Here is a 14,633-nt window from a genome sequence, read left to right on the forward strand (position 1 = left end):
AGTAGTAAGATTTTTTGTTGTTCATAATATGTGGATAAGTTGATATAGGTAATCCACATATTAACAAATTATGGGGATTATTATTTTTATCCACATTTATTTTACATCTTATACATGAATTATTCACATTTTGTGGATAATTGAGCTTATATATTTTGTATACGGCTTATTAATTCTTTGATGGTATTATCTAATTTGTGATTAGTTTTTCTTTCCTGGCTTATTTTATCATTGGCATGTATAACTGTGGTATGATCTCTGCCACCGAATATTTCACCAATGCGCGGCAGGGATGCATCGGTTAATTCACGGCATAAATACATAGCTATTTGACGTGGAAAAGCTAGATTTCTGGTTCTTTTTTTAGCTACTAATTCAGATATGTCGATTTTGAAATATGATGACACGATTTCTTGTACTAATTCTAAAGTTACAGTACGGTTTTCATTATTGGTGAAAACATTTTTTAGGGCTTCTGCTGCGAGTTCTTTGGTTATTACTTGTTTATTTAGTGAAGCAAAAGCCATTACACGAGTAAGTGCGCCTTCAAGTTCTCTAATATTATTGTCAATGCGGCTGGCTATGTATACCATTACGTCGTTTGGTACGGTTAAGTTTTCCAATAAGGCTTTTTTCTTTAATATTGCGATTCGAGTTTCAAGATCCGGTGCTTGAATATCGGTGATAAGTCCCCATTCAAAACGTGAGCGTAGACGATCTTCAAGTGTTTGGATTTCACGTGGATGACGATCGCTTGATATTATTATTTGCTTATTAGCATCATGCAGTGTATTGAAAGTATGAAAAAACTCTTCTTGTGTATGTTCTTTTTTTGATAAAAATTGTATATCATCAACGAGCAGAACATCGATATTTCTATATTTTTGTCGGAAAGCTTCTGGTTTTCCGTCGCGAATGGAATTTATCAGTTCGTTGGTAAATTTTTCGCTGGAAATATATAAAACGCGCATATCAGGATTATTTTTTAATATTTTATGTCCGATAGCATGCATTAAGTGCGTTTTTCCCAGACCAACACCGCCGTACATAAAAAATGGATTATAGACTTTAGCTGGTGATTCCGCGACTGCCAAGGCGGCTGCGTGTGCAAATCTATTTGAGTTGCCGGTGACAAATGTTTCAAAGGTATATTTGGGATTTAAAGAGGATGAATCACCAGGAGTTATTGGCAGAGGAGATATATTCGGTCGTGAATTTATTGTGGAAGTTTCTTCCTTATGGGCGGGAAAATTTGTGGGATATATAAGCGGTATTTGAGGTTCAGCTTCTTCAGGGGTTTCATCTTGAAAATGAAAACTGGTTATTATTATGTCTAATTTAGCTTTTGTTACTTCATAACTGGCATCTATTATGAGCTGCATATAATGTTTTTCTATCCAGTCTTTGGAAAAATCTGTTGGAGTTCCTAATTCTAATGAAGTAGTAGTGAGGTTTATTGGTTTTATAGGTCTTAGCCATGTATCGCATACCATTTGGGAGAGTGAGTTTTCTAATTTTTTTAGAATTTCTTCCCAAGTAGCATGTAATTGTGCGGTCTCCATCAAATAAGATCCTTTCTATAATAAAGATATATTTAAATAAATTGGCAAAATAAATAAGTTATCCACAAAATTATGCACAGGTGTTGATAACTTTAATTTTTAAAAAAAGCTGCTATAAAGAGAATAGAGCAATATGCTGAAAAAAATGTGTCGTTATTTACTGATTTTTAGATTTGTTGATAAATTTGTTGATAAATGAAAAATATGTGGATAAACATGTGGATATGTATATACAATATTATCAAAAGCTAATAAAGTTATCAATAATTTTTTTGTATTGTTGACACTATAAGCTGTGTAGTCTATAATTTCAGATAGCAAATTCTCTGTTTATTAAGCTAAGGAGGTGCATATAGTGAAAAGAACTTTTCAACCCAACAACCATTGGAAAAAACAAACGCATGGATTTCGTGAACGCATGAAAACAAAGGGCGGTCGTTTAGTAATTAAAAGGAGACGGGCGCGCGGCAGAAAAAAATTATCTGCATAAGCACGAAGTATAATATAGATTGCCTGAAGTTTTGTGTAGTCTTAAAAAATCGTGCATAAAGGGAAGGAGCCCCGGGCAGACGCTGCGGGGACTGCTGACCCTATAAAAAGCATGGAGTTATATGAATCAGAAATTAAATAAAAAAATAGTAATGCAGTATAATGAGGAGTTCCAGGCAATTTATAAAAAGAGCCGGGTATTTACTAATCGTTATATAGTAATGCATGTAGAATATAATAGCAGAAATCGTTTTAATCATAGGGTCGGTTTTGCGGCGGGCAAAAAGCTTGGAAATGCAGTTATGCGCAACCGAATAAAGCGAATTTTACGCGAAGTATATAGAAAAAATAAAATAAATGTCAAAGCTGATTGTTGTATTTTGCTAGTAGGACGCATTGGAGCAGTACAGGCTGATTACCAGATAGTAAATAAAGCTTTTGTTGGTTTGTGTAAAAAAGCCGGAGTGTGGAAAGCAGTGTTAAAAGATGATGAAAAAGGTAATTCTTAATATTATTTATTTTTATCGTAATTTTATTTCCCCCTTGACTCCGCCGTCCTGCCGATATATTCCAACCTGCTCGGAATATGCGGTGATAGCTATTGACAAATATGGTGTTAAAAAAGGCGGGATTATGGCAATAAAACGTATATTGCGCTGCCATCCTTTTCATAAGGGCGGTTATGATCCGGTCAAATAATTTATTATAGAATAATATTTAGGATGTGATGAGTTGAGTGAATTTTTTGCTTCGTTATTTCACCCAATAGTACAGATATTAGAGATTATTGTAGGGTTTTTTTATGATTTTACTCAGCTTTTGGGGATTGGCAATTATGGATTAGCCATTATTTTGATGACTATTGTTATTAAAGTTTTATTATATCCGCTTACAGCAAAACAAGTAAAATCGATGAAGGCAATGCAGGATTTGCAGCCCAAAATAAAACAACTGCAGGAAAAATATAAAGGTAAGCCGCAGGAATTGCAACAAAAAATGGGTCAGGTGTATAAGGAGGCAGGGGTGAATCCTTTAGCGGGGTGCCTGCCATTATTTGCACAGATGCCTATTTTGATGGCGATGTTTTATGCATTGCAAAGTGTTCATTTTACTAATGATCCTTCGTTTTTATGGGTGCCCAATTTGGCCATGCCAGATCCATTATTTATACTTCCTATATTATCAGCATTGACTACATTTGTCACTCAATGGCAGACATCTAAATCATCTGCACAAGCGCAAGCTGCCCAGATGAAGATAATGATGGTTGCCATGCCGATTTTTATTGGTTGGATCAGTATTAAATTTGCGGCAGGATTGGTATTATATTGGGTTGTAATGAATATTATGCAGGTATTGCAGCAATGGTGGATGTATCGTAATGAAGAACAGCCAACTAAGTAGAGGAGGCTTCTTTGAAAATGACAAAGACTATAGAGATGTCGGGAAAGGACATCAATGAGGCAAAACAAAATGCACTGCGTGAATTGGATTTATCTGAGGATAGGGTAATTTTTGAGGTGTTAGAAGAACCGTCAAAAGGTTTTTTTGGTATTATAGGCGGTAAGGGTGCTAAAATACGTGCCAGTGTAAAAGAACTTTCCCCGGAGGAAAAAGCCAGTGAATTTTTGAATGAATTATTTTCCACAATGGGAATGGATGTGGATATTAATGCTAAAACAACGGATTATGGTTATGTATTAAATTTAAGCAGTGATGATGATATGGGAATAATGATAGGTAAACATGGGCAAACATTAGATGCATTGCAATATCTTACCAATCTGGCTGCTAATAAGGGACTTATTGAAAATAGAATACACGTTGTTTTGGATGTTGAAGACTATCGGGAACGCCGTGAGGATACTCTTAAGCATTTGGCTTGGCGGATGGCTGACAAGGTCAGAAATCACAATAGAAAAATCACATTAGAACCGATGAATCGACATGAACGTAAGATAATCCATATGGCATTGCAAGATGAAAACGACATTACTACGTATAGCGATGGTGAGGAACCACATCGCCGTATTGTAATTGATGTAAAGAGAAAAAAATAAGAAAAAATAATTCTGCTAAATCATGTAATTAGCAGAATTATTTTTATACTTGCCGGAATTTTCCATAAAGCTGTCCAAATTTGCGGGGCAGCTTTTTAATTATCTGCTATAATATTAGTTAAATATTATTTATATTTGATGGAGGAAAAATTGTTAAATAAAGAAATAAATGATACCATAGCAGCTATTGCTACTCCACCAGGAGAAGGCGGGATAGGAATTATTCGCGTCAGTGGTAAAAATTCTATAAATATTGTTGATAAAATTTTTGTAGCAGGGGACAAAAGAGCTTTATCAGAACGGCATTCGCATCGGGCAATATATGGGAAAATTTATGATTTGCATGACAAAAAAGTAATAGATGAAGTCATTTGTTTGTTGATGCGTGAACCACATTCTTATACTAAAGAAAATATTGTAGAAGTGCAATGTCATGGCGGAATGGTCGTTTTACGAAATATTTTGGCGAATTTACTTGAAAATGGCGTACGTTTGGCAGAACCAGGTGAGTTTACAAAAAGGGCTTTTTTAAATGGGCGAATTGATTTGGCGCAGGCACAGGCTGTGATGGATATAATAAGGGCGAAGACAGAAGCATCATTAAAAATGGCTTCCGGACATTTGTCGGGGTATTTTTCATCTCAAATCAACCAAATGCGTGAGTTGTTATTGGATGTTATTGTACATTATGAAGCTGTCATTGATTTTCCTGAAGAGGGTGTTGATGAAATTGATAATATTCAAGTGATGGAAAAGATCGGTGAAGTACGCAGTAAAATAGGCAATATGCTCGCCAGTGCCAATACAGGACGGATATTGCGCGATGGAATTGTGACGGCAATAGTGGGTAAGCCTAATGTTGGTAAATCGAGCCTATTAAATTTATTATTACGCGATGAACGGGCGATAGTTACTGATGTTCCAGGTACAACACGTGATAGTATTGAAGAATACGCGGATATAGATGGAATACCGTTGAGAATAATTGATACGGCTGGTATACGACAAACTGAAGATAGAATAGAAAAAATTGGTGTTGATAAGTCCTTAACATATATAAAAAAAGCTGGTTTGATTTTAGCTTTATTTGATGCATCTAGAAAACTTGATACTGATGATCAGAAAATAATGGCTTTATTGAAGAATAAAAATGCAGTAATCGTTTTAAATAAAAGTGATTTACCGCAGGCGTTCGATGAAAATTGTATGAAAATAAACTGCCCGGATAGTAAAATTATCCATATGTCCACTGTTGAACAGGATGGTTTGACAGAACTTATTCAAATTATAAAAAAAATGGTTTACAATGATAACATAGTCAGTAATGAGGGTGAATTTGTAAACGATGTGAGGCAGGCAGATGCCTTGAAAAAAGCTGACAGTCATTTAAGTGATGCGCTTAAGGGACTTGATAATGATATACCTGAAGATTTAGTGGTAATTGATCTTCGTTCGGCATGGGAAAAGCTTGGTGATATAACAGGAGATACAGTAAATGAAGATATAATAAATGAAATTTTTAGCCGTTTTTGTATAGGAAAATAAAAATTGTTATAAATATGAAATATACTTTTTGTTAGTAATATAAAGATTTTGGGGGAACGAAAGTGTTTATTGCCGGAAGTTATGATATAGTCGTTATCGGAGCAGGTCATGCTGGCGTGGAAGCAGGTCTTGCTGCTGCACGTATTGGCTGTAAAACGTTACTTGCTACATTGAATCTTGATAATATAGCTTTGATGCCGTGTAATCCATCGGTAGGTGGACCCGCTAAGGGGCACTTGGTGCGTGAAGTTGATGCATTGGGTGGACAAATGGGAATAAATGCAGATAAAACTTGTATACAGTATAGAATGCTTAATACTAGTAAAGGACCGGCAGTACAGGCATTGCGCGCACAGGCTGATAAAAAGGTCTATCAGTTATTGATGAAGCAAACCTGTGAAAATCAGGAAAACCTAGATGTAAAGCAATTATTGATTGAAAAAATATTGACACAAGATAATGCAGTCACTGGCGTTCAGGTTGAAACAGGTGAAGTATATACATGTCATTGCATTGTTTTAGCTTCAGGCACTTATTTGCGCGGGCGGGTGATAATTGGGGAAAAAACTTATGAGGGTGGACCGGTCGGACAAAGGGCAGCTATGGAATTGTCGAAATCACTTAAAAAAAATGGTGTTAAGTTGATGCGCTTTAAAACAGGAACACCAGCTCGTGTTGATAAACGAACATTAGATTTTAGTAAAATGCAGATACAAAATGGTGATGATGAAACGCATAATTTTTCCTTTATGAGCGATATATCAACTCGTGAACAAGTGCCTTGCTGGCTCACATATACAAATGAAAAGACTCATAAAATATTGCGGGACAATATTGATAGAGCACCAATGGCAAATGGTATCATTGAAGGTGTTGGGCCGCGTTATTGTCCGTCAATAGAAACAAAAATAATTAGATTTCCTGATAAGGATAAGCATCAGTTATTTATTGAACCGGAAGGTGTGCATACTAATGAGATGTATGTGCAGGGAATGTCAACTAGTATGCCGATAGATGTTCAATTTGAGTTTTTAAAAACAATTTCTGGACTGGAGAATGTTGAGATAATGCGGCCAGGCTATGCTATTGAATATGATTGCCTTGATCCGCTGCAGCTGCAGCCGTCACTTGAGCATAAAAATATCAATGGATTTTTTTCGGCCGGTCAGTCCAATGGAACTTCCGGATATGAAGAAGCGGCAGCTCAAGGCCTTATAGCGGGAATTAATGCTGCTATGAAAATAAAAGGAAGGCCGCCGCTTATTTTAAAAAGATCGGAGGCATATATTGGAGTATTGATAGATGACTTAGTTACTAAAGGAACTGAGGAACCATATCGTATGATGACATCAAGAGCAGAATACAGACTGATTTTGCGGCAGGATAATGCTGATATGAGATTGACTGAAAAAGGACGACAGGTTGGTTTGGTCGATGATGAACGTTATGCTGTATATACAAAGAAACGTGATAAAATTAATGAAATTTCTAAATTGCTGAAGGCAAAGAAAATAAATCCAAGTGGAGAAATAAATAAAGTTCTTCAAGAAAATGGATTGGATGAAATACATACAAGTTTGACTTTATATGATTTACTAAAGAGAAAAAATGTTGATTATGGGCGGTTACAAAATATCTTTAATTTACCAGTGGTGAATATTGCAGTGAAGAAGCAGGTAGAAATTAATGCTGTTTATGAGGGATATATAAATAAGCAGCAGGAACAGATAGAACGTATGGAGAAATTAGAAAATAAAAAGATTCCGGCAGATATTGATTATAAGCAGATTGATAATTTGCGTGATGAAGCCAGAGAAAAACTGTTACAGATAAGGCCGGTGTCATTAGGACAGGCCGGCAGGATTTCAGGAGTTTCACCAGCTGATATATCTATTTTATTAATTTATCTGGAGCAACGCACCCGGAGGAGTGAATAAATGCAATTTATTGAGTATATGGAAAAGTATGCTGTTGAATTTGGATTAGAATTAAGTGATAAACAGTTAAAAATGTTTGATATATATTATCAGTTATTGGTTGAATGGAATGAAAAAATAAATTTGACAGCAATTACTGATCCGGGTGAAGTGGCTGTAAAACATATGGTTGATTCGCTGAGTGTTTGTGATGAAAAAATAATCAATAATTCATCTAAAACAATAGATGTAGGAACAGGGGCAGGGTTTCCCGGTATACCAATTAAGATAATGTATCCGGATATGCAGCTGACGTTACTTGATTCGTTGAATAAAAGGGTAAAATTTTTGCAGACAGTAGCTGATAAATTGGATTTTAGGAATATTGAGATTATTCATGGCCGTGCAGAAGAATTAGGAAAACAAAAAAATTATCGGGGAAAATATGATGTAGTGTTTTCTCGTGCTGTAGCAAGAATGCCGGTATTGTGTGAATATGCTTTACCATTTGTAAAAATACAAGGCTATTTTATTGCTCTTAAGGGCAGGCAGTATGAAGCTGAAATTGCTATGGCACAAAATGCTTTAAAAGTTTTGAAGGCATCGGTAGATAAAATAAAATCTGTAAAATTACCGGGCTTGGATGATGTCAGGGCAATAATTTATATAAAAAAAACTGGTAAATTACCACCAATGTATCCTCGTAAGGCAGGTAATCCGGAAAAAAAGCCGTTATAATTTTGAAGACATTATTAATGGGAGGAATGTGTATGTGGCGTTATGTAATAACTATATTATTGTTAGGAGGTGCTTTGAATAATATTTGTTTTGCCGCATTGCCCTCTGCAGCAATTGATTCGGAACCTGTGGTCGGCAGCAACACTACCACATCATCAGACACAGCAGTAAAATCGGCAGCTGAATCAGGCGGACAGCAGGGACAGACAGATGGAATGGTCGTGAGTAATGGATCTGATATGGATAAGAAGGATGCACAGATTTTCAAGAAAATTGAAAAAGCAAATGAAACTGATAAAAAAAGATTTTTTTTAATAGCTAAGGATGAAAGGTTTTTTTATTATCTTGATCGTAAATCGGCGCGATGGATACTGGAGCCAAATAGTAAACAAAAAATAATTGATGTATGGGCTAAACTTGTTGATGCAAATAAGGCTGATATTCCCTCCGGTACATATGCAAGTGATAATGATAACCAGACATATCTGCTGGATCATTATTATATACGGCCAAAACAGCGTCAGATACAGTTTTTATGTGAACTGGAAGTAATGGGACAACCATCTAATAATGTTAAACAAAATGTTTATTCTGTAAAAAATTGGGAGGATATTATACCGGGAAGTGTTGAGGAAACTATATTTAACGGTGTGATAAATACAAAGGATAATTTAGTTGGTATTGATGTGAAAAAAGATGGGATTGATAAAAAAGCAAGTGATTTTCTTGACCGGGTCTTAAATGTAAGTATATAATTTTGCATATCTGAAAAAAAATATTCAGTTATCCACAATATCCACAGAAATATGTGTGGATATTGTGGATAACTATTATTATTAATCAAATAGTTGTTGATAAAATGTTAATAACTGAGAAATAGAAAGTTTAATATTAACAAAAGAAGAATTATCAACAATGTTAATAACAGTTGTTGATAATTCTTCTTTTTAATTAAGCTAATTATATAATGTGAATCTGTAAATCAATGATGGAATAAACGAATGCCAGTCATTGCCATGGTGATATTATATTTATTGCAGGTTGCGATCACATTGTCATCACGGATGGATCCGCCACTTTGTGCTATATAATTTACACCACTTTTATGAGCACGCTCTATGTTATCACCAAAAGGGAAAAATGCATCAGATCCAAGTGATACGCCGGATATATGATGAAGCCATTCTGTTTTTTCATCTTTGGTCAAGATAGTTGGTTTTTTAGTGAAACTGTACTGCCAGTTATCGTTTCCCAATAAATCCATATATTCATCAGATATGTATACATCGATAGCGTTGTCCCTATCGGGGCGGCGGATATCTTTTTTAAAAGGCAGGTTAAGTACTTTAGGATGTTGGCGCAGATGCCATGTATCAGCCTTATTACCGGCTAATCTGGTGCAATGCACCCGTGATTGCTGTCCGGCGCCTATACCGATAGCCTGCCCATTTTCAGTATAGCAAACAGAATTGGATTGAGTATATTTGAGTGTTATTAAGGCAATGATCAAATCACGTTGAGCATCTTGTGGTAAAAATTTATTATCAGTAGGAATATTTTTTAGAAGTGTTGAATCAATCTGTAAATTGTTGCGCTTTTGTTCAAATGTTACACCAAATACTTCTTTTGTTTCGAATTCCGGGGCAATATATGATGAATCAATTTGTAAAATAAGATAATTGCCCTTGCGTTTCTTTTTTAATATGGCCAATGCTTCCTTTGAATAAGCAGGAGCAATAATGCCGTCAGAAACTTCTCGTGCTAAATATGAAGCCGTTGCTGCATCGCACTCATCCGATAATGCTGTAAAATCACCGTAAGATGACATTCTGTCGGCACCGCGTGCTCGTATGTAAGCAGCAGCTAATGGTGTGATATCCAACCCTTCAACGAAATACATTTTTTTTAGCAGGTCAGAAAGAGGCAGACCAATGGCAGCACCGGCAGGACTGACATGTTTGAAAGAAGCAGCAGCCGGCAGTCCGGTAGCTGCTTTTAATTCACGCACCAGCTGCCAGCTATTAAACGCATCCAGTAAATTGATATAACCAGGATGTCCGTTTAATACACTGAAAGGAAGCTCACCTTTTTGCATAAACACTTTAGCAGGTTTTTGATTTGGATTGCAGCCATATTTTAATTCTAAAGAATTCATATGTATTCTCCTTTGTATATTATGGAGCTTATTAAAAGTATGTTAATATAAGATATTTACGAGCTCACTGTATCATTTTGCCGGTTACTTTGTCAAGTTAAATAATATTAGTAAAGCATTATGAAATTTGGAGTATAAAATATAAAATAATAATATTAGACGTAGATATTTTTTGAAGGTATAATATTATTACAAAGCTGATTAATGGAGGGGAATAACCATAATGATAAAGAGTATTGCTGTTTTAACAAGTGGGACAGATAGTCCGGGAATGAATGCTGCAATAAGGGCAGTGACACGCACAGCCTTGTTTGAAGGGGCAATGGTTTGGGGTGTACATGATGGTTTTTATGGTCTTGTACATGATCAAATAAATCAGCTTAATTCAGTATCAGTGAGTGATACGATACAATGCGGTGGCACTTTCTTAGGAACAAGTTTTTGTCCGGAATTTGAAACTAAGGAAGGGCGGAAAAAAGCGTTTGATAATCTAAAATGCCATGACATAGATGGGCTTGTTGTAATTGGTGGGGATGGCAGTATGACAGGTGCCAAAGTATTTAATAATGAATTTGATTTCCCTGTTGTAGGAATACCGGCTACTATTGAAAATGATATATGGGGAACGGATTATACCATAGGCTGTGATACAGCGGCAAATACAATTGTTGACGCGCTTAATAAATTACGGGATACAGCATCATCACACCGTCGGGTAATTGTCGTAGAAGTTGCGGGAAAAAAATGTGGATGGTTATCGCTGGTATCGGGAATAGCTGGTGGGGCAGAGTATATTTTGGTACCGGAGTATAAAACTGACATGGATGAACTAGTAAAAAGTTTAATAAAAAGGCATTCAAGTGGGAAAACTTACAGTCTTATAGTAGTGGCTGACGGATACGGCAGTGTGGTAAAGATAGGGAAAACAGTGTCAGAAAAAACAAAATTAGATACACGTATATCAGTTTTAGATCTTATTTTACGCGGTGGTTCTCCTACGGTAGAAGACAGGGTAAAAGCCAGTCAACTGGGAGAAAAAGCAGCAATAGCGCTGTTGTCCGGACTTTATAATGTTGCATTTGGTTATAATAAAGGCGATATTGTTTCAATAAATTTGGATGATGTAGTTAAAAATAAGAAAGAACTTGATAGAGAATATATTCGTATTGCTAAAATATTAACTTGATATATTATGTTAATTTTGGGCTGCCGCATTAAGATGATTTAAACTTCACTGGCAGTCTCATTTTTAAGTTTTAAACATATTTTAAAATAAATAACATTTGGTTAAACTAAAAAAAGGACGCAAGAAATAGATGGTTCTAAAACCATCTATTTCTTGCGCTTTTTCTTTAGTTCAGCTGCCATATTTAATATGAAAATATATCTTCCTTGATGATCCGCCTGTATTTTATGTTGTAACTTATTAATGTTGTGCATCATAGCCAGCAATATGTTTTCGACTAATACGCTCCCACGGCTGAAAAATCGTTTAAAGGCAAGGCCAACGTTCACATCGGCAAAAACTCCTTCAGATTATATAGTCCTATTTAAACACAATTTTATTCCATTTTTGGAAGTACCCTGTTCCAAATCTTGTGTCCGTTTTTCCTGAAATATTTTTGAAACTTAAATTTTACACGTATGCCCAGATATTTTAAAGTCTGGGCGCACTTTTTATAAAAAAACACTGCCGCACTTTCTTAACCACGTGCGACAGCCCTATAAAATACTCAATGAATAACTGCCGAATTAAGACATAGGTGTTTTTGAAATTATTAGCTTTTTAGCTATTTTTACAGCAACTACACCATCTTGCGCGTAAGCATCAGCGCCAGCTGCATCTGCATATTCTTGTGTTAATACGGCACCGCCGACTATCACGTGAGCACGTGCACCGGCTTTTTTAAGGGCAGCGATCACTTTGTCTATTTGTAACATAGTAGTGGTCATTAATGAGCATAAACCAACAATATCAGCGTCGTTTTTTATAGCAGCCCTGACAATTTCTTCAGCATCTACATCTTTGCCCAAATCAATTAATTTAAAACCATTATTTTCTAATAATGCAGCAACAATATTTTTTCCCAAGTCATGAATATCACCTTTGACCGTAGCAATGACAACGGTACCTTTGTCAGTTAATTCAGCTGAAGGAAGAACTTCTTTTATTTTTATAAAAGCTTCGCGCATAGCCTCGGCTGATAGCATAACTTGTGGCAGAAAAATCTTTTTGGCTCCAAAATTTTTTCCTACATCATTCATTGCTTCAGTTAAAGCTTTTTCGGTTATTTCATTTGAAGTATAGCCATTTTTTAAAGCCTGTTCAACCATGGCAGCAACATTTTCCTTTTCACCGGTGATAATAGAATGTTTTATTGCCTGCAGTATATTCGTTGGGGTAGTGACCGATTTATTTGTAGTAGGGGTATCTTGTTGAGAAACAGACATACTGTAATGTCTGCCGTTGGGATCTTTTCCAATTAAAGCTGCTGCGGCAGTTAATGTATTTTTCATCGATTCATCATAAGGATTCATTATTGGGGCGTCAAGGCCATTAGCTAAACACATTGCAAAGAAGGTGCTGTTTATGAGTGCCCGATTAGGCAGACCAAATGAAATGTTTGATAGTCCCATCGTGGATGGATATCCCAGTTCGTGACGATATAAAGATAAAGCTTGTAATACCTCCGTTGCGGCATTCTTTTCGGCAGCGATGGTCATTACAAGACAATCAAGTATAAAATCATTATCATGCAGTCCCGTTTGTTTTGCTGCCGCAATAATTTTTTTTATTATGTGTATTCTTTCTCTGCCCGTTTTTGGTAACCCTTTATCTGATAAGGGAAGGCAGAGGATAGCTGCACCGTATTTTTTGGCAAGAGGTAAGAACTTTTTTAATCTGTCAGGTTCTGCTGATACAGAATTTATAAGAGCCCGGCCAGGATAGACTTTTAACCCGGCTTCTAGTGCAGCAGGGTCACTAGTATCAATAGATAAAGGAACGTCGACTATTTGTGCTATTTCTTTTATTGCTTTTTCCATAGCTGCAGCTTGATTAATGCCGCCCACACCCATATTTACATCGAGAATATCGGCACCGGCGTTAGTTTGTTCTACAGCTTCTTTTTTTACTGAAATGAAAGACTGGTTTTTTATTTCAGCAGCGAGTTTTTTTCGACCGGTTGGGTTTATTCTTTCACCGACGAGACGTGTCGGGAAATTTGAACCTATGAATACAGTTTTTGTTCTGCTGGTTAAAACTAAGTCATTGGGAAATTGCTGATGCCGTATCGGTTCAGCAATATTTTTGATGGATCGATTGATAGCAGCTATATGATCAGGTGTTGTACCACAGCAGCCACCAATAAAAGTAGCTCCGGCAGCTATAAGCATGGGTGCCCACTTGGCCATATCGGCAGGTGTCATCGGGAAAACAGTTTTTTTATTTATCAAATGCGGCATGCCTGCATTAGGTTGGACACTTATGGGGCAATGTGTATTTTCTGACAGAATTTTGATGATAGGAATAAGTTCTTCAGGTCCGGTGGAACAGTTGGCACCTATTATATCAGCTCCCATAGCTGTCAATGTAATGGCTGCAGTCTGCGGGTCGGTACCAGTTACGGTTCGGCCATCTTCGGAATAGGACATTTGGCAGAAAATGGGCAAAAGAGGTGCTGCGGCTTTAGCTGCCAATAAGGCGGCACGCATTTCCTGTATATCAATGCAGGTTTCGATGAGAATATAATCTGCACCCCCTTCAGCTAAAGCTTGTGCCTGTTCAAAGTATATGTCATATACTTCATCAAAACTAATATCACCTAACGGCTCAATAAATCGACCTAATGGTCCCATAGCGCCGGCAACTTTACCATGTCCCTGCATAGCAGTTTTTGCATTTTTTACTCCGGCTTTGTTTAAAAGCCGGATATCGTTTTCTAATCCATAGTGGGATAATTTTATACGATTGGCACCAAAAGTATTGGTTTCAATAATAGTAGAACCGGCTGCTATATATTTTTTATGTATATCTATTATAGCTTGAGAATTTTTTACGTTTAGCAGCTCTGGGCAGGTACTGGGTTGTAAAATTCCTTGTGATTGCAGGATGGTTCCCATAGCACCGTCAAATAGATTGATCATGTGGTTTACCTCTTTGTTGCAC

The 14,633-nt window shown here is 36.4% G+C and carries 14 protein-coding genes; 10 read left to right on the plus strand and 4 right to left on the minus strand.

The genetic code is table 11. The features are described from left to right. Window positions 1-146: 146 nt before the first annotated feature. Window positions 147-1,562 carry a chromosomal replication initiator protein DnaA gene (gene dnaA, locus I6751_RS12190; RefSeq protein ID WP_196590901.1) on the minus strand — a complete coding sequence of 472 codons (1,416 nt, stop codon included), beginning with the start codon at window positions 1,560-1,562 and terminating at the stop codon, window positions 147-149. Between the two features lie 355 nt (window positions 1,563-1,917). Here dnaA and rpmH point away from each other — a divergent pair, with 355 nt between their 5' ends. The 9 genes from rpmH (at window position 1,918) to I6751_RS12235 (ending at window position 9,065) form a co-directional block, all read left to right on the plus strand. Further along, window positions 1,918-2,052, plus strand: coding sequence for a 50S ribosomal protein L34 (gene rpmH, locus I6751_RS12195; RefSeq protein ID WP_182187400.1), 135 nt, complete (start codon window positions 1,918-1,920; stop codon window positions 2,050-2,052). A 121-nt stretch (window positions 2,053-2,173) separates the two neighbouring features. Beyond that, on the plus strand, window positions 2,174-2,560 hold the full coding sequence (rnpA, locus tag I6751_RS12200; RefSeq protein ID WP_182187399.1) for a ribonuclease P protein component: 387 nt from the start codon (window positions 2,174-2,176) through the stop codon (window positions 2,558-2,560). Then, a complete protein-coding gene (yidD, locus tag I6751_RS12205) occupies window positions 2,541-2,750 on the plus strand; it encodes a membrane protein insertion efficiency factor YidD (RefSeq protein ID WP_182188771.1) in 210 nt (69 codons plus the stop codon). The genes rnpA and yidD overlap by 20 nt, the downstream gene beginning before the upstream one ends. Window positions 2,751-2,783: 33 nt before the next feature. After that, window positions 2,784-3,455, plus strand: a complete 672-nt coding sequence (locus tag I6751_RS12210) for a YidC/Oxa1 family membrane protein insertase (RefSeq protein ID WP_182187398.1) — start codon at window positions 2,784-2,786, stop codon at window positions 3,453-3,455. Between the two features lie 17 nt (window positions 3,456-3,472). Then, window positions 3,473-4,111, plus strand: coding sequence for an RNA-binding cell elongation regulator Jag/EloR (gene jag, locus I6751_RS12215; RefSeq protein ID WP_182187397.1), 639 nt, complete (start codon window positions 3,473-3,475; stop codon window positions 4,109-4,111). A 150-nt stretch (window positions 4,112-4,261) separates the two neighbouring features. Beyond that, window positions 4,262-5,656, plus strand: coding sequence for a tRNA uridine-5-carboxymethylaminomethyl(34) synthesis GTPase MnmE (mnmE, locus tag I6751_RS12220; RefSeq protein ID WP_231037855.1), 1,395 nt, complete (start codon window positions 4,262-4,264; stop codon window positions 5,654-5,656). A 62-nt stretch (window positions 5,657-5,718) separates the two neighbouring features. Then, a complete protein-coding gene (gene mnmG, locus I6751_RS12225) occupies window positions 5,719-7,593 on the plus strand; it encodes a tRNA uridine-5-carboxymethylaminomethyl(34) synthesis enzyme MnmG (protein ID WP_196590899.1) in 1,875 nt (624 codons plus the stop codon). Continuing rightward, the gene (rsmG, locus tag I6751_RS12230; protein ID WP_196590898.1) at window positions 7,594-8,310 is read left to right on the plus strand and encodes a 16S rRNA (guanine(527)-N(7))-methyltransferase RsmG; all 717 of its coding nucleotides are present in this window, start codon (window positions 7,594-7,596) and stop codon (window positions 8,308-8,310) included. Between the two features lie 32 nt (window positions 8,311-8,342). Next, window positions 8,343-9,065, plus strand: coding sequence for a hypothetical protein (locus tag I6751_RS12235; RefSeq protein WP_196590897.1), 723 nt, complete (start codon window positions 8,343-8,345; stop codon window positions 9,063-9,065). Between the two features lie 227 nt (window positions 9,066-9,292). Here I6751_RS12235 and I6751_RS12240 read toward each other — a convergent pair whose 3' ends face one another. Further along, on the minus strand, window positions 9,293-10,465 hold the full coding sequence (locus I6751_RS12240; RefSeq protein ID WP_196590896.1) for a phosphoribosylaminoimidazolecarboxamide formyltransferase: 1,173 nt from the start codon (window positions 10,463-10,465) through the stop codon (window positions 9,293-9,295). Between the two features lie 220 nt (window positions 10,466-10,685). Here I6751_RS12240 and I6751_RS12245 point away from each other — a divergent pair, with 220 nt between their 5' ends. Beyond that, window positions 10,686-11,651, plus strand: coding sequence for an ATP-dependent 6-phosphofructokinase (locus I6751_RS12245; protein WP_182188770.1), 966 nt, complete (start codon window positions 10,686-10,688; stop codon window positions 11,649-11,651). 146 nt (window positions 11,652-11,797) lie between these two features. Here the strand turns inward: I6751_RS12245 and I6751_RS12250 are convergent, their stop codons facing one another. Both I6751_RS12250 and I6751_RS12255 read right to left on the minus strand, forming a co-directional pair. Beyond that, entirely contained in the window at window positions 11,798-11,980 is a 183-nt protein-coding gene (locus I6751_RS12250; protein WP_196590895.1) for a hypothetical protein, read from the minus strand. A 237-nt stretch (window positions 11,981-12,217) separates the two neighbouring features. Then, window positions 12,218-14,611, minus strand: a complete 2,394-nt coding sequence (locus I6751_RS12255) for a homocysteine S-methyltransferase family protein (protein ID WP_196590894.1) — start codon at window positions 14,609-14,611, stop codon at window positions 12,218-12,220. Window positions 14,612-14,633: the final 22 nt, after the last annotated feature.

Origin of the sequence: Pectinatus frisingensis (genome assembly GCF_015732285.1) — a bacterium.
Taxonomy (GTDB): Bacteria; Bacillota; Negativicutes; order Selenomonadales; family Selenomonadaceae; genus Pectinatus; species Pectinatus frisingensis.

Bases quoted from the DNA above. Each gene is read 5' to 3' on its own strand.
- dnaA (WP_196590901.1), bottom strand. From the start codon at position 1,562: ATGGAGACCGCACAATTACATGCTACTTGGGAAGAAATTCTAAAAAAA.
- rnpA (WP_182187399.1), top strand. From the start codon at position 2,174: ATGAATCAGAAATTAAATAAAAAAATAGTAATGCAGTATAATGAGGAG.
- yidD (WP_182188771.1), top strand. From the start codon at position 2,541: ATGAAAAAGGTAATTCTTAATATTATTTATTTTTATCGTAATTTTATT.
- jag (WP_182187397.1), top strand. From the start codon at position 3,473: ATGACAAAGACTATAGAGATGTCGGGAAAGGACATCAATGAGGCAAAA.
- rsmG (WP_196590898.1), top strand. From the start codon at position 7,594: ATGCAATTTATTGAGTATATGGAAAAGTATGCTGTTGAATTTGGATTA.
- I6751_RS12235 (WP_196590897.1), top strand. From the start codon at position 8,343: ATGTGGCGTTATGTAATAACTATATTATTGTTAGGAGGTGCTTTGAAT.
- I6751_RS12240 (WP_196590896.1), bottom strand. From the start codon at position 10,465: ATGAATTCTTTAGAATTAAAATATGGCTGCAATCCAAATCAAAAACCT.
- I6751_RS12255 (WP_196590894.1), bottom strand. From the start codon at position 14,611: ATGATCAATCTATTTGACGGTGCTATGGGAACCATCCTGCAATCACAA.